Origin of the sequence: Corynebacterium tuberculostearicum (assembly GCF_046097255.1) — a bacterium.
Taxonomy (GTDB): Bacteria; Actinomycetota; Actinomycetes; order Mycobacteriales; family Mycobacteriaceae; genus Corynebacterium; species Corynebacterium tuberculostearicum_J.
In genome coordinates this window covers 2,323,971-2,344,308 of sequence record NZ_CP175770.1, presented here as the reverse complement: position 1 = coordinate 2,344,308, position 20,338 = coordinate 2,323,971, and the positions used below count along the sequence as shown (strand labels likewise).

General features: G+C 57.3%; 21 protein-coding genes and 3 pseudogenes. 2 read left to right on the top strand and 22 right to left on the bottom strand.

Annotated elements, in window-relative coordinates:
- Positions 1-572 precede the first annotated feature (572 nt).
- The 5 genes from ACKFRY_RS11160 to ACKFRY_RS11140 form a co-directional block, all read right to left on the bottom strand.
- Positions 573-1,340, bottom strand: a complete 768-nt coding sequence (locus ACKFRY_RS11160) for an endonuclease/exonuclease/phosphatase family protein (protein WP_161970719.1) — start codon at positions 1,338-1,340, stop codon at positions 573-575.
- Between the two features lie 296 nt (positions 1,341-1,636).
- On the bottom strand, positions 1,637-2,275 hold the full coding sequence (locus ACKFRY_RS11155) for a DUF6973 domain-containing protein (RefSeq protein WP_150850659.1): 639 nt from the start codon (positions 2,273-2,275) through the stop codon (positions 1,637-1,639).
- Positions 2,276-2,343: 68 nt separating this feature from the next.
- Complete coding sequence (locus ACKFRY_RS11150) at positions 2,344-2,721, bottom strand: HNH endonuclease signature motif containing protein (protein ID WP_150850658.1); 378 nt, start codon at positions 2,719-2,721, stop codon at positions 2,344-2,346.
- Between the two features lie 141 nt (positions 2,722-2,862).
- Positions 2,863-3,321, bottom strand: coding sequence for a hypothetical protein (locus ACKFRY_RS11145; protein ID WP_121910502.1), 459 nt, complete (start codon positions 3,319-3,321; stop codon positions 2,863-2,865).
- 5 nt (positions 3,322-3,326) lie between these two features.
- On the bottom strand, positions 3,327-4,082 hold the full coding sequence (locus tag ACKFRY_RS11140; RefSeq protein WP_408921745.1) for a hypothetical protein: 756 nt from the start codon (positions 4,080-4,082) through the stop codon (positions 3,327-3,329).
- 907 nt (positions 4,083-4,989) lie between these two features.
- On the opposite strand from ACKFRY_RS11140, the gene ACKFRY_RS11135 reads away from it, so the two are divergent.
- Positions 4,990-5,682, top strand: coding sequence for a DUF2599 domain-containing protein (locus ACKFRY_RS11135; RefSeq protein ID WP_408919440.1), 693 nt, complete (start codon positions 4,990-4,992; stop codon positions 5,680-5,682).
- A 358-nt stretch (positions 5,683-6,040) separates the two neighbouring features.
- Here ACKFRY_RS11135 and ACKFRY_RS11130 read toward each other — a convergent pair.
- The 10 genes and pseudogenes from ACKFRY_RS11130 to ACKFRY_RS11085 form a co-directional block, all read right to left on the bottom strand.
- Positions 6,041-6,721 (bottom strand): annotated as a pseudogene (locus ACKFRY_RS11130) (IS256 family transposase); the annotation flags it as partial.
- Positions 6,722-6,758: 37 nt separating this feature from the next.
- Positions 6,759-7,951 (bottom strand): IS3 family transposase gene (locus tag ACKFRY_RS11125; RefSeq protein WP_408921743.1). Its coding sequence is split into 2 segments (ribosomal slippage): positions 6,759-7,669 and positions 7,669-7,951, totalling 1,194 coding nucleotides; the frame shifts between segments, so codons are not numbered across the junction.
- A gap of 83 nt (positions 7,952-8,034) precedes the next feature.
- Positions 8,035-8,463 carry a hypothetical protein gene (locus tag ACKFRY_RS11120; RefSeq protein ID WP_408922859.1) on the bottom strand — a complete coding sequence of 143 codons (429 nt, stop codon included), beginning with the start codon at positions 8,461-8,463 and terminating at the stop codon, positions 8,035-8,037.
- Positions 8,464-8,486: 23 nt separating this feature from the next.
- Complete coding sequence (locus ACKFRY_RS11115) at positions 8,487-9,113, bottom strand: ParA family protein (protein WP_011116990.1); 627 nt, start codon at positions 9,111-9,113, stop codon at positions 8,487-8,489.
- Between the two features lie 424 nt (positions 9,114-9,537).
- A protein-coding gene (locus ACKFRY_RS11110) for an IS3 family transposase (RefSeq protein WP_156794336.1) occupies positions 9,538-10,730 on the bottom strand; the annotation gives its coding sequence in 2 pieces (ribosomal slippage) (positions 9,538-10,448 and positions 10,448-10,730; 1,194 coding nt in all).
- Between the two features lie 192 nt (positions 10,731-10,922).
- Positions 10,923-11,340 (bottom strand): annotated as a pseudogene (locus tag ACKFRY_RS11105) (transposase family protein); the annotation flags it as partial.
- A gap of 164 nt (positions 11,341-11,504) precedes the next feature.
- Entirely contained in the window at positions 11,505-12,359 is an 855-nt protein-coding gene (gene erm / locus ACKFRY_RS11100) for a 23S ribosomal RNA methyltransferase Erm (RefSeq protein WP_005390949.1), read from the bottom strand.
- A gap of 99 nt (positions 12,360-12,458) precedes the next feature.
- Positions 12,459-12,506, bottom strand: coding sequence for an erythromycin resistance leader peptide (locus ACKFRY_RS11095; protein ID WP_011116968.1), 48 nt, complete (start codon positions 12,504-12,506; stop codon positions 12,459-12,461).
- A 68-nt stretch (positions 12,507-12,574) separates the two neighbouring features.
- Positions 12,575-13,753 (bottom strand): IS256-like element IS1249 family transposase, encoded by a 1,179-nt coding sequence (locus ACKFRY_RS11090; RefSeq protein WP_005323424.1) that lies wholly within the window; start codon positions 13,751-13,753, stop codon positions 12,575-12,577.
- A gap of 264 nt (positions 13,754-14,017) precedes the next feature.
- The gene (locus ACKFRY_RS11085) at positions 14,018-14,617 is read right to left on the bottom strand and encodes a TetR/AcrR family transcriptional regulator C-terminal domain-containing protein (RefSeq protein ID WP_010889966.1); all 600 of its coding nucleotides are present in this window, start codon (positions 14,615-14,617) and stop codon (positions 14,018-14,020) included.
- A gap of 59 nt (positions 14,618-14,676) precedes the next feature.
- Here ACKFRY_RS11085 and tet(Z) point away from each other — a divergent pair, with 59 nt between their 5' ends.
- Positions 14,677-15,870, top strand: coding sequence for a tetracycline efflux MFS transporter Tet(Z) (tet(Z), locus tag ACKFRY_RS11080; RefSeq protein ID WP_306588996.1), 1,194 nt, complete (start codon positions 14,677-14,679; stop codon positions 15,868-15,870).
- Positions 15,871-15,917: 47 nt separating this feature from the next.
- On the opposite strand, the gene ACKFRY_RS11075 is transcribed toward tet(Z), so the two are convergent.
- The 7 genes and pseudogenes from ACKFRY_RS11075 to ACKFRY_RS11045 all read right to left on the bottom strand — a co-directional run bounded on the left by ACKFRY_RS11075 (position 15,918) and on the right by ACKFRY_RS11045 (position 20,325).
- Positions 15,918-16,580 carry a methyltransferase domain-containing protein gene (locus ACKFRY_RS11075; RefSeq protein ID WP_197077863.1) on the bottom strand — a complete coding sequence of 221 codons (663 nt, stop codon included), beginning with the start codon at positions 16,578-16,580 and terminating at the stop codon, positions 15,918-15,920.
- Positions 16,581-16,628: 48 nt separating this feature from the next.
- Positions 16,629-16,769, bottom strand: a pseudogene (locus ACKFRY_RS11070) (putative RNA methyltransferase); the annotation flags it as partial.
- Positions 16,770-17,561: 792 nt separating this feature from the next.
- A complete protein-coding gene (locus ACKFRY_RS11065) occupies positions 17,562-17,876 on the bottom strand; it encodes an NIPSNAP family protein (protein ID WP_174232238.1) in 315 nt (104 codons plus the stop codon).
- 105 nt (positions 17,877-17,981) lie between these two features.
- Positions 17,982-18,311, bottom strand: coding sequence for a multidrug efflux SMR transporter (locus ACKFRY_RS11060; RefSeq protein ID WP_003849969.1), 330 nt, complete (start codon positions 18,309-18,311; stop codon positions 17,982-17,984).
- Complete coding sequence (locus tag ACKFRY_RS11055) at positions 18,308-18,667, bottom strand: multidrug efflux SMR transporter (protein ID WP_003849971.1); 360 nt, start codon at positions 18,665-18,667, stop codon at positions 18,308-18,310. Before ACKFRY_RS11055 ends, ACKFRY_RS11060 begins: the two co-directional genes overlap by 4 nt.
- Positions 18,664-19,209, bottom strand: a complete 546-nt coding sequence (locus ACKFRY_RS11050) for a TetR/AcrR family transcriptional regulator (RefSeq protein ID WP_144013056.1) — start codon at positions 19,207-19,209, stop codon at positions 18,664-18,666. The genes ACKFRY_RS11055 and ACKFRY_RS11050 overlap by 4 nt, the downstream gene beginning before the upstream one ends.
- A 357-nt stretch (positions 19,210-19,566) precedes the next feature.
- A complete protein-coding gene (locus ACKFRY_RS11045) occupies positions 19,567-20,325 on the bottom strand; it encodes an ATP-binding protein (RefSeq protein WP_150851610.1) in 759 nt (252 codons plus the stop codon).
- Between the last annotated feature and the right edge of the window lie 13 nt (positions 20,326-20,338).

Here is a 20,338-nt window from a genome sequence, read left to right as displayed (position 1 = left end):
GTGCCCGAAACGGCACCCGGGCCGAATAACGCAACGATGCCCGAAGCGAACCCCACCGGACACCGAGACGAGTCTCGGGGCGGGAGCGCTGTGTCGCGGACAGGTAGGCGGAAGGTTCGGGCATAGTATTCCCCGTCGAGTACAGCGCCTTCACCCATGTCCACGCCGTCCAGGCCGAAGGGGTCCAGGTCGGCGGGTTCGAGCAGCCTGGAGGCGGGTTTGCCGACTTCGAGCTTGTCCTTGAGGGGATTGGGTTTCGCGCCGGCGCGGACGCGTCTGCCGCCGCAGTTGGTACCGTCCTTGGCCGCGAGCCCACCTCCTTCCTGGGTTTGATAGGTCAGTCCGGGGTTTGATTCGGGACTTTTGTGCGCGGAGGGCCTAGCCCGCCAGCCCATAGCCTAGGCACTAGAGATTTCATGCCCCCTGCGGGGTCTGTAGGCCCCGCAGAGCGTCGAACAGAAGAAAAACGACTCAAACCGCCACCGAGAACCTAAGGCGCTCAGAATCGCTTGCAACGCGTTTTACGCTGCGGAAATGATTAGAGGCATCAACTTTAAGCAGTGCTAAAACACTCACTGAACAGCTACTTGAGTTTTGTAAGCGAGGTGATCGGAGTAACCAATCTGCTGCACTTGACAGGAGTGGGCTGTTATTCCTTGTGTTACGAAGATATGGTCGATGGGTGATCTTAAAAGGTTGGGCGCACCAGCTGGCCAAGTACCAGTGGGGGTGGTTGAACAGAGCTCTTGCGAATCAATAAGCCTGCCTCTAGTGGCAAGAGGACCGTGGCGAAGAGTGGCGTTAAAGTCGCCCGCGATTATAAGCGGTTTTTGTATCGAGTTACCAAACTCAACGACACGATTGATGTCATCCCGCCACTGATTCATAAGTCTAGGCAACGGTGGTGCTGTATGTAGCCCTAGAATCACAGGAAGCCGAGCATCGTCAAACTCGATGGCAACTGTTCCGAATGATGTTACCGGGCCTCGTGTAAAGTGCGCTGCTCCAAGCCTTTTATTTACTACAACTGACGTGGGGGCGATTTGCCCTGTATAAGTGTTCGGAAGACCATCATTACGAGTTTCAAAGAGCTGCCCGTCATATTTTGACGTTTCTATCGCTTCACGAAGCTCATAGCCGGACGTTTCGGGCAAAACAATGATGTCGGGATCCCATGTACTGACAAGTTGTTGGAAATCGCTGGCGGTCAGCATTGATCCCGTATTAAACGTAACGACCGTCAGGTTCCCCTCTGTAACGGTGGAATGTTGTTGGCCGCTGACCTGATGTGGGATACCATTCGGAGCGAACAAAAATCCTGCTCCCGCGACAATCCACACTAAACAAGAAGTTAGGGCAAGTCTTGACCATCGCCTCCGCCAACCGACACCGGTAGCACACCCGCCAAGGAGTAGTATCACCAGCCCCAGTGCTTGCGGGAAAGCTAGCACCTGAGCGAAGGGAGGGTAGACGCTCAACGATCTGGCAACCCCAAACTGTGGGAATAGCCCCACAATACAGGAAAAGCAGCCCAACACAATCCCGCAAACAAACATAGCCTTACGCCAGAGTAATCCTTTAGAACCACTCTGGTGCAAGGCTTCCCAATTGTCACGGCTCATTGGACTCTGGTCAGCTACCGTAACGTCACCAACCGGTTGTTGCGTGCAAGCCATTCACAACGGTTGGAGGCGCTATCATAGGTGCGATAGCTTTGACCAACTGATCGACCAGTTGCGTTGTTAGCGAGATCCATCTCCTTATCACGGCCAGAAGATTCAGCTTCATGGCGATCACCGAACCCCTGAGCTTCTCCCACGCCCATGTCGATGGTCATTCTGGCACTCCAATAGCAGTGGCGGTAAGCGTCACCCTTACCCTGATACAGAGAATCCCTGCCGAACTTGGCCTGGGATCTTGCAAGTGCATCATCTGCTGCCGATTTAGCGGATGCGCATTTACCCATGTTCCAGGGTTGCGCGCAGAACCTAGCTTCTGCACCGTTCAGCCCACCAGGATAGTATCCGTAAGTGGTGAACTCATCCGGTCGGACAGGTTGCGACTCGCCGACGTCAAGAGCGTCAAGGCTGAACCTCTGAAGCTGGTCTGTGGTCAAGTAGTAACTTGCTGAAGTGGGTTGCGTGTTAGCATCTTGTGTTTCTTCAGCCCATGCTGGTGTTGTGCCGAGGCCGAACGTGAGAGCCAAGGCGGTGATGACAATCGGAGTTCGGAGCGTGCGTTTTAACGTAGGATCTTTTGCTTGAGATTGCACCATGACAAAACCGTAACACAGTATCTGCCAGATCGCACCCCTATTGACAATGTGTGGTGAGCCACACTTTGCTAATGCGTGTAGACGCGTGGGGCTTGCCGCCACCGGTCACCATCCACCGCGGACTGCCTAGAGTAGCAGGGCTTACACAACGCTCTAAGGTTGCTCTCATCATGCGTACCACCCTTCGAGAGTGGTTGGATGTGATGCACCTCGGCCGATGGCGTGACCCGCCCTGCTTTCTGGCAGTCCTCACACAACGGGTGGGCCGCGAGATACCGCTTGCGTACCTGCTTCCACGCCTTGTCGTAGCGGCGGTTAATCTTTGGGTCGCGCTGGTACTTGCGATAGCGTGCAGTCTCAACTTTCGCGTGCACCGAGCAGTAGCGCTCGTGGGTGAGCTGCGGGCAGCCGGGATACCGGCACGGCTTTGCTGGACACTTCGACATTGTTCACCACCCTTCGCATGCATGGCAAAGCCCTCAACAGAATCCTACTGGGGGCTTGACCTGATTACCGACTGCTTACCACAGTAGAGGGTGCAAGCGTCGAAATTATCCGCTCTTTGCGATACCCGCAAACGCGTGGGTTCATCCGTAGAGTGCGGAGGCGAGTCTGCGTACCGCGCGAGACTTCTTGGCGTGAGCGGTGGTGCGCTCCACAAAGAACCGGTCAGCCACCGCCCGCAACCGATCCTCTTGGGAGACATCGTCGGCAGCGAAAAAGAACGTGTCCAACACGAACCTGTCATCCTCGCCCAATGTGCCCCATGAGGACAGGAACCAGTCCATGTACTCCCGTGCCTGGGCGTAGCGCTGCTGGTAGGCATCCACCCGGTCCGTGCCAGCGGCGATGCGGTCTTCACCAGCCTTGGGGTTTCGCACCGGCGGCATCCCTTCCGGGGCGGGGATGTTGAACCAGTAGAGTTTCTCGGCTTTGTCCTTGATGGCCTGGTCGGTGGTCTGAAGGATGTGCTGCATGGCCACGTAGTCCTCCAATGCGGCCACCGTCGCACGATAGGTGTCAATGTATTTGCTCATCACGTGCATGAGGGTTACTTCCTTTCGGGGTTGAGGGTGGTGGCCACGGCCTGGATCAGCGCGGCCTGCGTGGTGTTCTTCGCTTCCAGGGCTGCCAGGACTTGCTCGTCGATGGTGCCGGCGGTGGCGAGGTGGGTGATGGTGACGGGTTGGGTTTGGCCTTGCCGGTGCAGCCGAGCGTTCGTCTGCTGGTAAAGATCCAAGCTCCAGGTGAGCGAAAACCAGACCAGCAGGTGCCCACCGGATTGGAGGTTCAAGTCGTGCCCCGCGCTGGCGGGGTGGATCAACGCCAGTGGAATGTCGCCGGCGTTCCACGCGGTGAAGTCGTCGGAGGTGGTCAACATACGTCCCTGCTGGAAGCGCTGACAGATTCGCTGGGCGTCGTGTTTGTGCCGGTACGCCACCAGAAGCGGCTGCCCGTTCGCAGCCTCAACAAGGTCCTCCAAAGCGTCGAGCTTGCGGGCGTGAACCTCCACGCTCTCCCCGGCGTCGTCATAAACCGCGCCGGAGGCCAACTGCATGAGCTTGCCCGAGAGGGCTGCGGCGTTGACGGCATCCACCACCTGCCCGTCCAGGTCGAGCACCATGTCACGCACCATCTGGTCGTACACCCGTCGCTCGGCCGGGGCCAGGTCCACCTCCTGGGTGGTGACCGTCAGCTCTGGCAAATCCAGGTAGTCGGTGGTGCGCATGGACAGGGTGATGTCGGCGATCGCGGCGTAGATTTCCTCCTCCGCACCCTCGCGGGGTTTGTAAGAGAACACCTGCATGCCATTACGCCGATCCGGGGTAAAACAACGTTCCCGGTAGCGGGTGATGTACGGGAGTCGGTAGGCGCTGCGGGTTTTCGAGGCGGTAAGCGTGACGCAGAACGTGACGGTTAGCGGTTCGGGTCTCGCCCCGAGGTTCCCGTAGCGAGGTCCGCTTCGGGGTTCCCGTAGCGAGGTTCGGTACGAGTTCCGTAGCGAGGCGCGTTGAGGGGTCCGGTTCGGAAGTCGCGGCGGGGCTCGATACGAGGTTTCCGTTGCGGGGTGCGCTTCGGGGTTCCGAGGCGGTGGGCGTGGCGCGAGAGGCGGTTCAGATCTTTCGGGACGAGGGCCGGAACGGGTCTGTAAAACGCGGTAGTCGTTGCCCAAGGAAGGAGACTTCCTCGGGGCGGGGTGCGTTGCGGGGTTCGGTGCGGTTGTCGAGGCGGAAGACGGGGCGAGGGTCGGTACGGGTTTCCGTGGCGGGGTGCGTGGCGGGGTGTGTAAGGAAGCGATGGAAAACGTGTAAGCCGCCGTGTAAGCGGCGGCGGAGTTAGAGGTCGGGGAGTTTACTGAACGTCCCGAAGTCTCGGAGGGGCCTGACCCCCGACGTGTCTACTTTCCGGGGGTCAGGCCCACCTCAAAAGGCTGCCACTCGCCCCAATTCGATATCCACTCCCCTCTACGAATGTACGGATGCGTAACGGTGCTCCATGTACAAGTGGAACTAATGCTTACGAAAATGAATTAGGTCACAAAAGCGTGACCAGTGTTTATGCAGATGATGTTTATGCAGATGAATGATCATTGTTAGCAAATAGTTATTGACTACATTTTTCATTAGCCGTAGGTTTGAGGTAAGCCGGTGACGAGCCGGGCATCTTGGAAATCTGGAAAAGAGGTCATCATGTTAAAAAAGGGGCTGACGTGCGTGAGCGCCACGGCATTGTTTGCACTGAGTTCGACATTTTCAGTGCAGGCTTCCGCAGATGAGGTAAACAAATACGTTCCCGTAGAGGGGAGCGATGTGTCAGTGATTGGAGCTAACACCGATTCCAGTGGTGGCGAAACAGAGGCGCAACTGAAGGCGGGGGATAGCTTTCGCATTGAGGGGCCAGCCGGAACCAAAGTAAACCTGCTGGGCGATTCCAACTTCCTTGAAGTAGTAAAACCTGGCGGTGAAGTGGGGCTCTACGCAGTCGCACCAGCTGGCCTTGAATTTGAGGTCGAAGACACTGTGGTGACGGTCGTTGATCTTCCCTCCAACCAAGTTGCGGAGCGTGCAGCCGCCGAAAGTAATGATGAACCAATCAGGGCTGCTTTTGGACTGTCCCTAATCGACCGTGTGGACATTGTAAAACAGCCCGAAGGTACGCGATACAAGGTCTTTCCTACGGTCTTGGGAAGGGCAATGCGGTCACCAATCCCTGAAACTACAGGTTGGAATGAAGCAAAATCCAAGGGGGTTGCGGATACCGGAAGCCTCCACAACCAGTTTGTGTGTCACCCGCTATCTCAAGTCGCCCGAGTTAAGTCTAGTTGGAACTTGGAGGATTGGCGCCCGGATGTTGGACTTCCTAGAACAATAGCCGCACGATGCAATCCGGGTGGGGGAGACGACTAACCACACAAACTCGCGCTAAAACAGCAAACATGTATTGAGGAGGACGGCATTGAGGCGTAAACAGAAAAGTGCAGCCTACTGGTGGAGCGTTACTGTCGTTGTAGTGCTGTTCATCGCAACGCTTGTAATCAATTATCTAGCAGGCCTAAGTGCTGATGAATCATACTTTGGAGCACATTGGTGGCATCGTCTGGCGTGGGTTACGCCACTGTTGTTCTTGGCTTCTTTGATTTGGGCCTGGTTCGAGCACAGAAAGGTGCGTCGGTATCCGCATTGACCCCAGCGTTTAGTTTATGGGCTTAAGGGACATTTCGTGTGGATTTGCGGCGTGTCGCGTTAAGGGACATTTCGTGTGGATTTAGGAGCGTCCGGCCCATCCTTTTCTTATGCCTAAGCTGGGGTTCCATTCGTTGTCGATGCCGGTGTCGTATGTGGCAGGTCGCCCGTCGGGGTGGCCGCGTCGTTTACGTTCTTCTTGTGCCCAGGCTGCGCGTGCGGCTTTTTCTCCTTGGCGTCCGAAGTCTTGTTGTTTGGCTAACTCCAGTGGCGCTACCGGGTCTTCGGTGTGGGTGTAGAGCCACCAGTCCATGGTGATGCGCTGATGCTCATCGAACATGCCACGATGGTTTCCTGCTAAGTCTTTGAGCTGTTTGTTGATGCCGCCTTCCAGCAGGTTTGTGGTGGCTTTTAAGTCCTGTGTGACACCTTCAGGCGGGTCAAGGAAGGTAAATAGGTGTCCTGCGTGGATGAGTTTTTCTAGCCGTTTTAGAGCCCTGCGGGCGTTGCGGTGGGTGTACCACCATTTCTGGTTGGGGCTGACCCATTTCGGTACTTGGCCTGCCGGTATAGCACTGCGGTAGGTGCGCTGTTTAAGCCAATCAGCAAAGGTGATGCGGGTGTGGTGGACTGCAGCAGTAAACCGCGCAGCATCTTCACGGTTGTGTACCTGGACGAGCATGTAGCCCAGTTTCCGGATTGCTTTATGGGCTGGGTGAATCGGGTTGCGGCTGATATCAGCGAAAGTGTTGCGCTGGACGTGGGCCTGACCCCCGGAAAGTAGACACGTCGGGGGTTAGCTATGCTGCTTGGGTCAGTGTAGCTGATGTGAGTGCTTCGAAGGTATCGGGGGCTAGAAGTTTGCACCAGGAGTGCCGTCTGCGGGTGTTGTAGCGCATGCACCATCGAAAGACTTCTTGGCGACAGCTGATTGGGCTGTCAAAGACTTTCCGATCACGCAGGACTTCACGCTTTAAGGTGGCGTTAAATGATTCTGCCAGGGCATTATCAGCACTCGTTCCCACTGCTCCCATGGATTGGCGCACGCCAAGCTGGGCACAGTGGTCTTGAAAAGCCTGTGAGGTGTACACGCTGCCGTGATCAGAATGGAAAATAGCCCCGTCAAGACTGCCACGCACACCGTGTGCGTGGGCTAGAGCATCAATGACCAACGAGACACGCATGTGGTCTGCGAGTGCATAACCTGCAAGTTTTCGTGAATAGGTGTCAATGACCGTGGCAAGGTACATGTTCTTACCGCCCTTACACGGCAGGTAGGTGATGTCGCCTACATAGACGCGGTTCGGCTCGTCAGCTGTGAATGTACGGCCTACTAGATCTGGCATGACACGGTGACCAGGCTTGCGCCTAGTAGTGACACATCGGCGGCGCTTAGTAAAGCCTTTCAGCCCCATGGATTTCATGATGCGTGCGACCTTCTTGTGATTGATCGGAGGAAAGTCCTTATCGTCGTTGAGGCTTGCAGCGATGCGTTTAGCACCATAAAGCCCGTGCTCATCATCGAAGATGGTCTTGATTTTTGCACCAATAAGAGCATCAGAGCATATCTTTAACCTGCGGTCTTCGCGGGTATTGACCCATTTGTAGAACGAGGAGCGATTGAGCTTTAACACGTGGCACATCCGCTTGACCGAGTACTCGGTTCGGTGGTCATAGACAAACTGGAAGCGGATTACCAGCGTGTCTCTTCGGCAAAATATTTCGCGGCCTTGCGTAGGATGTCGCGTTCTTCGCGCAGCTTTGCGTTTTCTTTTTCTAGCTGGCGAATCCGTTCAGAATCAGTCGTCGCCTGGGCCTTGTCGCGCATGGTCTTCGTGCGGGCACGTTTGCCGGTGCCGTACTGCTGAAGCCAGGAGAAAAGCGAGGAACGATTGACTCCAAGCTCTGCTGAAGCCGCGTGAAGTGAGAGGTCCTCATTGTTTTCATAGAGGGCCACAGCATCACGTTTGAACTGTTCGGAGTACCTAGGCATGGTGGTAGATTACCTTTCTTCCCAACCCAACCGGGCTGGATATCAGGTGTCCACCAAACAGGGGTCAGGTCCGTCGCGGGTGGTTATCCTTCCCAGCCGGTTTGTTGAGCCCAGGAGGAGATGAGTTGGTCGGCGATGGAGGCTCCATGCTTGCTGCGGATTTTTTGCATGGCTTTGAGAGTGTCTTTGGGGATGTAGACGGTGGTGGTGCGGGTGAGCTCGTCGGTGTTATAGGTCGCGTCTGCGGGCTGGTAGTCCGCACCATGGTCGGTGATTAGCTCCCAGGCTTCTAGAAGTTGGCGGTAGATAGGGGTGCTGGTTTCTGCCCAGTTTCTGCGTAGTTCTTTGTAGATGGAGTAGGGCAGGTTGACGGTGGTGCGGTGGGGCTTTTCTTTCTTGGTGGCCTTTGTGACCTTGGTGGTATTAAGTCCGGTGTCTTTGGTGAGGGTGGGTTTTCCTTGGGCGTCGGTTTGCTTCTTTTTCGGGCGTGCCAGTCCTGGGGTGTCGTTCATGGTTGCTCCTTTTTAAGGTGTGGTTAGTTGGTGATTTGGGCGATGATTTTGTCAAAGATTGCGGGATAGCCGTGTAGTTCTTTGGCGCTGTTGCGGGGCCAGTGTCCGAATTGGCGGTCGAAGTAGGCGCGGGATTCTACGCCGGGCCAAATGACTGGGATTCCTTCGTCTTCAAGGACTTTCCGGGCGCGGTCGGCAGTGCTTTTGCGCTTGTCCCAGATGGTGGGCAGTACGGCGTAGTGTTTGCCTTCTGGAATGACGTCGATGATTTTCCAGGTTTGTGCCATATCCGTGTGGGTGCCGGTGGTGGGAATGACGACGAAGTCTGAGTTTTCGATGATGAGTTCAGACATGCTGTGATTGCTGGGTGGGCCGTCGATGATGACAAGGTCGTCGCTGTATTTTTTTACCTTGCGCGCGAGGATTCCTCGGTTGACGGCTTCGACTTCGACGTCAACGTGGGGGGCGTTGGGGTTTTCTTCGAAGGCGTCGTTGGCGTATTCGATCCATTCGGAGGCGGTGCCTTGTTCGGCGTCGGCGTCGAGGACGTGGACGGTGTATCCACGGTAGGCGGCGACGGCGGCGAGGTTGATTGCGCTGGTGGTTTTTCCGGTTCCGCCTTTGGCGTTGAGGCAGGAAATTACGGGCATGGCTGCTCCTTTTAGGTGTCGAGTGTTGTGTTCTCAAAGTGTCCTTTGAGCTGTGGGTTTCATATTAGCATATGTTCTGCCATATGTTAAGCCATATGCTTAAACATATGTCTTGGCATATGTTTAATTGGGAGCTTTGATTTTACGTCTCACGTGGGAGTTTGTTGCTTTTTTCGGCTACGTTTTCTACGATCAATCGTGTCGAGTGTTTAACTGATTCCTTTCGGTTATTCCGACGTCTCGGGGATGCCCGAGACAAGCTCCCGGGGATGCCTGGGAGCTTTTTTATGTCCAAAGCAAGTAATTGTTTGTCCTATTTTTCGCTCCGGTTGCGGGCGCGCTGTAAGGCGGTATGGTTTTGCACGCGTGGGGATTGAGGGTGTGAAGGGCCTGGCCCCCGGAAAGTAGACACGTCGGGGGTTAGCTATGCTGCTTGGGTCAGTGTAGCTGAATTAAGCGCCTCGAAGTCATCGGGGGCTAGAAGGTTGCACCAGGAGTGCCGTCTGCGCGTGTTGTAGCGCATGCACCATCGGAAGACTTCCTGGCGGCAGCTGATTGGACTTTCAAAGAGTTTCCTATCACGCAGTACTTCACGCTTTAAGGTGGCGTTAAAGGATTCTGCTAGGGCATTATCGGCACTCGTTCCCACTGCTCCCATGGATTGACGCACACCAAGCTGAGCGCAGTGGTCCCTAAATGCCTGTGAGGTGTACACACTGCCGTGATCGGAATGGAAAATTGCCCCTTTAAGGCTTCCGCGGACCTTTCTGGCATGAGACAAAGCTTCGATAACCAGCGATACCCGCATGTGATCGGCGAGTGCATGACCGACAAGTTTGCGAGAGTAGACGTCGATGACCGTGGCAAGGTACATGTTTTTGCCACCCTTACACGGCAGGTACGTAATGTCGCCAACATAGACGTGGTTTGGCCTGTCAGCGGTGAATTTGCGGCCCACTAAATCTGGCATGACGCGGTGACCAGGCTTACGCCTGGTAGTGACACATCGGCGGCGCTTGGTAAAGCCTTTAAGCCCCATGGATTTCATGATGCGTGCGACCTTCTTGTGATTGATCGGGCCGAAATCCGTATCACTGTTGAGGCTCGCAGCGATGCGTTTAGCACCATAAAGCCCGTGCTCATCATCAAAAGTGGTCTTGATTTTTGCACCAATAAGGGCATCGGAACACATCTTTAACCTGCGTTTTTCGCGGGTTTGCACCCACTTATAAAACGAGGAGCGATTGAGCTTTAACACGTGGCACATCCGCTTAACCGAGTACTCGGTTCGGTGGTCATAGACAAACTGGAAGCGGATTACCAGCGTGTCTCTTCGGCAAAATATTTCGCGGCCTTGCGCAGGATGTCGCGTTCTTCACGCAGCTTTGCGTTTTCGTTTTCTAGCTGGCGGATCCGCTCAGAATCAGTCGTCGCCTGAGCTTTATCACGCATGTTTTTCGAGTGGGCACGTTTGCCGGTGCCGTACTGCTTAAGCCAGGAATAAAGTGAAGAACGATTGATTCCTAGCTCTGCTGAAGCCGTGTGAAGTGAGAGGTCCTCATTGTTTTCGTAGAGGGCTACAGCATCACGTTTGAACTGTTCGGAGTACCTAGGCATGGTGGTAGATTACCTTTCTTCCCAACCCAACCGGGCTGGATATCAGGTGTCTACCTAACGGGGGCCAGGTCCGAATCCCACTGTCGTGGGTTTGATGAGGTAGTCGATGTTGCGGAAGCTTTGGCATCGGCGTGCGTTGTGCTCCGTACGTTGTTTCAAAAACGGGTTTCATCAAACGGAACAAAACCTGGGACACTTCATATCCCACCCCAGGCCTAATGACTTGGGTGCAGCGGCAACGCTCATCCGATTTAGGCAGAGTCGTTGCAGGATCCAGTGGGTCACCTGGTCCGTGGTCTTTGAATTGTCGGGCGCGCAGGCAAGGCCAGCACGGAAGATCTTCTGCAAGCAACGCTTGTTGGTGCACCGGTAGCGTGGAAGGCGCACATGAAGTTGTTGGGTGGCCGACGATGGGCAGATCGACCAGGCTGCGGATGACGTGGTCGCGGAATACTCCAGGCTGCCCGCAGGTAGGGCATTCATTGATCGGCTCGACGGGTTCGGCTTCAATAACAGTGACGTCACCGTTTTCTGTGGCACCGGTGATAGTAGTTCCTAGTTTTGCGGTGCGGCAGATGGTATCGACGATGACATTTCCGTTAGGCTGCACAGTAGGTCCTTAGTTTTGTACGGATGGATTAGATACCTTTTTCCTACAAAGCCAAGGACCCCAATATCTTGTGCCACGCCCGAACCCCCGGCGAACTAATCAATGCACTCTAAAACCGGAAGAGCCCTTTTAGTACTACTGGTGGATTTCGGTTTTGGTGGGGATTAACGCCGCCGGCTTCGGTTTTTCCGTTGAGGAGGTCGTTGACTACTTCCCGATGGTGAAATGGGTCGATGGTGAGGTAGAGAGGAACCAGTCACCTGGAAGAGATCGATCCAGTCGTTGGTGTGCAATCTGGGAGGTAGGGTCGCGGGGTCGATTCCTCGCGAGCGCAACCATGATTGTGTTTCTGAACGTGATGAAAACAACCCTGCCCTTCGGAGAATTTCCCCTATCCCGCGTCCCCGGGCAGTGAAAACGGTGTGCACCATCGCCTGAAAGGCTTTGCGCTGCTCTATCGGAATCTTCGGGTCACCCACCCGGCGGATCACTAAGATCCCCCCGTCAACGTTTGGCTGTGGCCGGAAAGCAGTCCTTGGTACCCGAGAACCCAGGTGAAATGTGAACCATGGGGACCACTGAGCCGTCATCATCGTGCTTGCGCCTACCCCGGCCCGGCGGCGAGCGACTTCCCACTGCATGAGGAGTACAGCGTCAGTCCATGCTGGCGCATGCAGCAACTTTCGAAGAATGGCAGTGGTGAGGTGAAAGGGAATGTTTCCCACAATGACGCAGGGAGTGGCGGGTAACCGGAAGTTAAGGAAATCATCATGGACCACTTCGACCGCCGCCGAGGAGGTTTCTTGTGTGATTTTGGCAGCTAGTTTTGCGTCCACTTCAACTGCCGTTATCGCCCTCCCCAAGTGGGCCATCGGGTGAGTGAGGGCACCGCTTCCTGGTCCGATCTCAATGATGGGGCCGGAGGTTTGTTTCACAAGGTCGATGATGGAGTTGATGATCTTGTGGTTGGTGAGAAAATTTTGGCCATGCTCGTGACGGCCGTGTCCGTATGCAGACATCAGGTGTGCTCCTTGGATTTGAAAGGGAGCCGGGCATGACAAATAGCCGCCCGGCTAAAGGACCGGAGCGGTTTTTAACCTACGGGGTAGGAAACCGCCTTAGCGGTTGGTGCGCAACCGCAAGAAAGCGGTACCTGAAATCAACATGGGTCTAATTATATCCATTTAAAGGGTTAAGGGTCAAAATGTGTGTCTGGCTCGGCGTGTCGCGGGGGTTAGATTTGGCCTTTTTGAATGCCGATTGAGTGGGTGTAGTCGGTGTCGATAGCGTTGTCGTAGAGGGCTGGGCGTCCTGTTTCGTGGTCGGCTTGGTTCTCGGTTTGGGTCAGGGTGGATACTTTGGCGAGTTGGCCCTGGCCCCAGTCGGACTGCCTGGCGATTCGTACTGGATCGTCAGGCAGTTCCGTTTTTAAGTAGAGCCACCAATCCAGCATGCGGCGTTGTCGTTCGCCTGATCTGCCGCGGTGGGTTCTGGCGAGCAGTTTGAGCTGGGCGTTGATGCCGCCTTCTAAGCTGTTGGTGGTGGATTTGATCCGCTCGGGCGCAAGGACTCCTGCTGGCGGGTTGAGGTAGACAAACAGCATCTCGGACCGCCAAAGATGGTTGAGGCTGTTGTAGGCCTTGCGCACGTTGTGGTGGGTCCACACGCGGGTCCATGCACCTGTTTTGGGGTCTTTGATCATGGTTTTCTCGTTCATCCATTCCCGGTAGATCGTTGAAAACTCGTGCAGTTGCACACCCCACGCGGCGGCTTCATCCAGTGTGGTGATCCGGGTCAGTTTCAGCGCAAGTCGGTAGATGGTGCGCCCGGCATCGGTGCGTGGGTTGGTGGTGGTGTAGCGGCGGACCACGCGTTGGGCGTGGACGAGGCAGCGTTGAATTTTCGTAGTCGGCCAGCACTTTTTGATTGCGCTGTATGCGCCTTGGCCGCCGTCGATGACGGCGATGAGTGGGGCTTCGATGCGTTCAAGCAGCAGTTGGTAGTCGCGGGTGGTTTCGTGTTTGCACCAGTGCCAGGCGATCACGTGGTCGATGGTCGCCGCGACGATCAGGCAGCCACCGGCGGTGTAGGTGCCATCGAGAAATACCTGGTCGTAGATCCGCTTGTGGTGGCCGGCGGTGGGGTCAGGCACATCAACGAGCCAGCACCACTTGAAGCGCCGCTTCATGGTGGCGCGGCTAACACCGTTTCGTTTGGCTAGGTCGTCGAGTGATATTGCGGTGGTGCAATGCTCGATGAACTGGGTGAACACTGCCGCGTTGGTGATGTCGTTTCGACGTTTGACGCTGGAGGCGCCGCATTGTTTGCAGCGCCATCTGGTGGTGCCTTTGCTGGTGGTGCCGTTGCGTTTCATTTCACCGCCGCAGTGGCAGCGTGGTTGGTTCTTCGACATTGCGACACCACACCACGCCGCGCATAGCACATCACGGCTGCCACACCGAGGATTTCCCGTCGGGGGCTAGATATATGCTTCCGGAGCATATACTTTCCGGAAACCTACAGGTCAATCCGTGAAAATCCGCGATTCCGGACACACTTTTTGACCCTTAACCCGGTTATGCCCTCGATCTTGATCGTGCCTATGAGCGCGGTCTGGCGCTTATGGTGGACGGGATCTTTTCCCGTCTCGCGCGAACCCGCTGAGCGTCGAATGAGGTCACGATTCGCTCGAGGTCAATGACGCTGTGCGGGAGTGAGAGAATCCGTCGATCAGTGCTGTCAGGCCGAAATCGAATTCCCGGTCGCGTTCAGGAACGCTCGCATTGCCGACCTCTGCGGTTTGCTCCTCCAGTACGACACCGACGGTGTATCGGCTGACCGCGATGAGCATGCTGATGGCTGTCTGTTCATCGAATCCCTGAGACACGAGAAGCCCGACTTGCTGACCGGAAGCCTCAGCTCCTTCGTCGGTGTCGTCGCCGGATGGTCTGCGGTGGTGCTCAGCGTGGAGACGCGCACCGTCACGGACCGCGTGTAGTGCGTGGCGGAAACTTCTTGCGTTTCGCAAGAGAAATGCGTCCCATTTCTCGTCGGACTCGGGGAAGGAAGCGTGATGCTCTCGGTCAAGCACGTCGCTCGCCAGCGCTGCGAGGAGTTCGGCCTTCGTGCGGAAGTGCCAGTAGAGGCCGGGCTGCTGTACCTGTAAGTGAGCCGCCAGCGCGCGAGTGGTGAAGCCATCGAGCCCAGTCTCGTCGAGCACCTGCCGGGCCCCGAGCAACACGGACGTGCGGTCGAGACGCTTCCGGTGGTGAGTCATAGTTGCACTTTATCATCGATAACTTTATCTTAGATAAAGTGACTGCTCGCTACTCTCATCTGACTGCTCGCTACTCTCATCGTGGAATCCTGACAGCCGTGCTCATCACGGCGACCCTCGATGCTGCAGGGCTGGGCCTCGTGATGCCGATCTTGCCTACCCTTCTCGACCAGGTCGGTGCCCCCGACGACATGATCCCACTGCACGTCGGACTACTGACAGCGCTCTATGCGATCATGCAGTTTCTTTGCGCCCCGATCCTTGGCCGACTCTCTGACCGTTTCGGACGCCGCCGCGTGCTTGTCGCCTCCCTCGCAGGCGCGACGATCGACTACCTCGTGCTCGCACTGACGGACACGCTGTGGGTCTTTTACCTCGCCCGCGCGGTTGCAGGCATTACCGGCGCCACGAACGCCGTCACCGCGACGGTGATCGCCGACATTACTCCGCCGGATCAGCGCGCAAAACGCTACGGGTGGCTCGGCGCATGCTACGGCGGTGGCATGATCGCGGGTCCCGCCATTGGCGGTCTTTTCGGCGGGGTCTCACCGCATCTGCCATTCCTCGTCGCCGCCGCGCTCGCCGGAATCACCCTCGTACTCAGCGCGAGTCTTCTGCGTGAGACGCGGCCACCGGGCAGCAACGGCTCGCACGCACAGCAACCCGGTACGGCGAAGCGAACCGCAGTGCCGGGGATGCTTAACCTTCTCGCAGTCTTCGGCATCGTGCAGTTCATCGGCCAAGCACCAGGCTCCACCTGGGTGCTCTTCACGCAGCAGCGCCTCGACTGGAACCCCGTCGAAGTCGGCGTTTCGCTATCCATCTTCGGAATGGTGCAAGTATTCGTGCAGGCGGCACTGACCGGACGCATCGTGTCCCGGATCGGCGAGACCCGGGCGATCCTCGTCGGTATCGCCGCAGACGCCATTGGGCTCATCGGCCTTGCCCTCATCGCCAGCACATGGGCGATGCTACCGATCCTCGCAGCGCTCGGACTCGGCAGCATCACGTTGCCCGCACTGCAGACGCTGCTCTCGAGACGCGCGCCCGAGCAGCAGCAGGGACGCCTGCAGGGAACACTTGCAAGCCTGAACAGCCTCACCTCGATCATCGGCCCGGTCACCTTCACCGGCATTTTCGCACTCACCCGAACGAATGCAGACGGCACCCTCTGGATCTGCGCCGCAGCGCTCTACGTTCTCTGCGCCCTCCTGATGATCCGTGAGACATGCGCCTCACGGCGATCTCGATAACCGCGCTAAGGTGCCATCCCGATGCGACGGGATCGCTCTGCCACCAGTCAAGTCTCCCGTAGCCGGTATGAGCTGACAAGCACGGATATGGTGACTCGCTCGGGCAGGTCGTCGTCCGAGACCTCTGCCGGGGTGATGTGCCGCGCACTCGGCGTCATTCCGAGCAGATCGCGAGCCGTTTGCGGTTCAATCTCTGCGATGTAGCCGACGTGTTGATCTCGCTCCTGTTCGAAGAACGGTGCCAGGGCGTCATGCAGGCGTTGCTCCTTGGAAACATCGATAGTCACCGAGTCGGGCACATCGCGGCGCAACTCGGCCAGGTGGTCGACCGTCGGACGCACCACGATCAGGCTGCCGTTCGGGCGGAGGACCCGGTGAAACTCGCCGGGGTTGCGCGGAGCGAACATGTTCAGCACAGCATCCACCGACTGGTCGGCCAACGGATACGGGCGGAACACGTCCCAGCTCGCTGCGGCTGCTCGCTCGTGGACGCGCGCAGCGACCCGCAGCGCACGCACCGAGGAGTCAAGCCCCAGGCCGCGAGCCCCGGTCACTTTGTCGAGCGCACCGGCGAGGTAGTAGCCGGTACCACAGCCAACATCGAGAACTATGCCATCACGAGGGATCGTATGAGACACCATCGTCGAGACGGCCCGGCGTATCGGCTCGTAGGCGCCGGTCGCGAGGAAACGTTCTCGAGCTTGGATCATCGGCGCATCATCCCCGCTGATCGCATTAGTCCCAGACAGTAGGCTGACGTAGCCGTGCCGAGCGATGTTGAAGGTGTGTCGCTGACGACAACGCAGTGCCCCCGGTGTCAGTTCGAGGCGACCGGCGCAGATCGGGCACCGGAGTGAGTCACGGATAGCGCTGAGGCCAGGTGCGGCCAGGGCTGACATGATGGTCTACCTCTCTTCGGTCGAACGACGGTGTCAAAGACGATCTCGGCCTTCTGGGGGCGAGACAACGACTCTCACACAGTCATCGGCGGTCTTGTGGGATCCGGAGTTGGAAAGTTGGTTGAAGTCTTAGGAGCCGTCTTGCACATTTACGGGTACAGGACTGCCTTACACGGGGTATCCGTAGCGAAGTAGCAAGATGATTCCGGACGCAATCGCGAAGACGAGAAACGTCAAAGCAATCCAGGGGCATGCCCAGCGGCTGGTCGCATACGTACCACGCTTCAGAGGTGGAAACATGGTGACGAGACCGGCGACTTGAACAACAGCGAGCACAAGGTAGGACCAGTCTTCGAATATCCATGCCAGGGGAATAAAATGCAACGCCACACATATCCCGATCCACCACCCGTACCAGCGAGTCAATCCCCGCCGGGCGAGAAAAATACATCCGACACCGATGAGCACAGCTTCAGCAAGAACAATGAGACCAAACACCCAATAGCGACCCTCGAGAGCAGTTGGTGTTGTCCAATTGCGCCATACGAGGAGCCCGGCAGCTATCGCGATAAGCATTCCCAGCACTGAACCCGTACCGAGGGCGCCTCGGAGCCGAGGTTTGGGGTCTTCCTGGGACCACCCGAGCCATGCAGCGGCCATCATGGACAACCAGGCGACCGCGAATGCTTGATCTCGTAAGAAATCCGTTAGCATGTATCTCCTCGTACACCCATCTGTACGCGCTGACCTGCGGCGTTGTGGGTTGTGCCGAGCGTGCTGCCGGAGTCCCTTTCAGTGTCCCTGGGGTAGGAGCGGCCGCATGAAGGTGCGCTCGTACCGCAGGACGCACTCGGACTCGTCTCGAATCCGGTCAGCGGCGATGAAGTCCGAGTGGGTGCCGAACAAGGTGCGGTACTGCTCGTAGGCAGCCAGGCTGGGGAAGCTGAACAGGGATTCCGCACGGTCACTCACACCTTCCGCGGGTAGGTAGTACCCGTGGTGGGTGCCGCCGTGTTCGTCGACATGCCGCATCCAAGCGCGGGCGAACTGTTCAAAGGCTGCGATCTGGTCGGGGTCGATGGTGTAGTGGACGACACAGGTGATCACATCCACAACGCTAGGCCCACAGGCGCTCATTGGGGAGCCTTTGTCTGTGCGCCTCGTGGTGCACCTGGGGCACACCAATCTGCCTGGTTTACCTGCGGAAATGCGTCAGTTCGCCAAGTTGGCGCCGAGTTCAACGGTGAGAACTCCGACGGCGATGAGGAGGATGCCGAGGGCCATGGTTCGGGTGAGGGGTTCGTGGAAGATGACCCGGGCGAGGATCGCGGTGAGAGCTACGCCGGATGCTGCCCAGATGCCGTAGGCGACGCCAAGGGCCATGCCGTCGGCCAAGGCGAGACTTAAGGCGACGAACGCCACGAGATACCCCGCGATGACGCCGATGAACCATTTCTTCACCCGGCCACCGTCGGAGGCTCGTAGCGACATGGTCGCGACGACTTCGGACAAGATGGCGCCTGCGAGGAAGATCCATCTCATGAGTTGACTCCTGCTTCCTGGGCTGCGGTTTGCTGAGCTTTCTGGGAGCCGAGTTCGACGGTGAGGACACCGCTGATGATCGCAACCATTCCAAGACCCATCACAGCAGTCAGAGGTTCACCGAAAATCGCGGCGGATAGCACAGCGGCGAGCACGACCCCGCTGGCTCCCCAGATGCCATAGGCGACGCCGATCTGCATTCCTTCGCGCAGGCAGAAGGTGAGGAAGACGAAAGCGCCGATGTATCCGGCAGCAACCACGATGTACCAGGATGGGTGATTGAGCGCCGCCTTGAGAGACAGCGTCGCCGCCACTTCGGTAGTGATGGCACCAGCGAGCAGGAACCACTGCTTCATGGGGTTGTTCCTTCGATCAGGGAGCGAATGCTGGAGACGACGGCTTCGAGATCCGCGCCGTGGAGGGTGGACACACCTGTGGCCTGGGCGCCCCAGAGTCCGTCGGCGGCGAGTCGGGCGGTGGTCAGCCTGGCTCGGGTGGCGGCGTCGAGATCGTCCGGGAGTTCGAGCCAGCGGCCCATCCGCGTAGTCCACGGTTCGGTGAGTTCGGGCCGGTACGTCGCTTGGCCCCAGATGATGAACTCGGCGCGCTTGGCGACCCCGTGGGCGGCGACGTGAACGTAGCTCAGGAGCCGCTCGGTGGCGTTGGCGTTCTCGAGGGGCTTGCCAAGGGTGGCAGTCATGTCGTTCTCGACGTTAGCCGCAGCGTGGTCGACGATCGCGGCGAGCAGTACGTCGCGGTTGCGGAAGTGATATAGCAATCCCGGTTTGGTGAGCCCGGCCTCGTGGGCCACTGCGTCAAGGGTAATGTCGCCACCCTCCGCTGCGTTCATGACGCGGAGGGCAGCTTCCAGGATCTCGGAGCGCTGACTGGTTCGCATATAGCTAACTTTACCATTTGGTAGGTGAAGCCTTCAACTGCGGGCGCTGGTAGGGGCACCTGGGGTACACCCTATTGTTACGCCAGTCTCAGGAAGAATGTTTCCTGTAAAATAGGGCCGTTCCTAGCATTGTTTTACACGTGTCTAGCGGGGTCTAGGCCTTATGTTTACAGAAAGTGGTGAGTGTGGTGTTATCGTCTGATGGTTTCCATATTGAAAGTCATATTGACTCTGTGCCCGCGTTGGCGCGGGTTGTCAGATGCGAGTTTTTGGTACCGGTGTTCTGGGGACTCGGTACTGTCGTGTTCCGGGTAGTTGGTACCGGGCCGAGGGGTACGTCGGCCCGGGCCGTTAGTCTTAGTCGTCTGGGGTGGTCGGGGCGGTGGCTTTACGCATGTCGAAGTCTCCGATATGGATTCGGTGGCCGTTGTTGAGGCGGCTTACGAGTGAATCGGCTCCGACTCTGTCTGGCAGTGTTTCAACCCAGTAGGCGGCAGCTGATTGGGAAGAGATCAGTGTTGGGAGCCTTCCGTCGCGGTCGAATATGATCTTGGCTAGGTCTTCTTGCCCGCGCTGGTTGATGCTGATGGTCATAAAGTCGTCGATGATAAGGACATCGACGTTGATCAGTTTCCGCATCTTATCGAGGTAGTTTTGGTCAGTCGGTGAGAAGACCGCCAGCATGTCTACAAGTTGATCCAGCCGGTAGTACGCCACGGAATATCCGGCTTTGCATGCGGCGATGCCGATGGCGCAGGCAATGTATGTCTTGCCTGTTCCGGTCGGTGCGAGGATGTGTATGTTGGTCGGGTTTTCCCGCCAGTTGGTTGCTGCGATTCGTTTCAGCTGGCGCATGTTGATACCACGTTGTTCTGCCCGGGTGATTTCAGCCAGGCTTGCATCCGGGTATCGGAATTGTGCCTGGGTGATGGCCTTGGCGATATTGCGCTGTTGGCGTTGTGTGTAGGCTTCTTCGACTGCGGCGAGGAAGATGTCTTCTGGTAGCGCATCCGCATAGGCCTCGTCGTTGACAACCTCGTAGAAGATGTCAGCGAAGGTTGATACACGAAGCTTGCGCATTTTTGCCCGCACAATCTCGTCGTCGATGCTGCTCATGATTTTTCACACT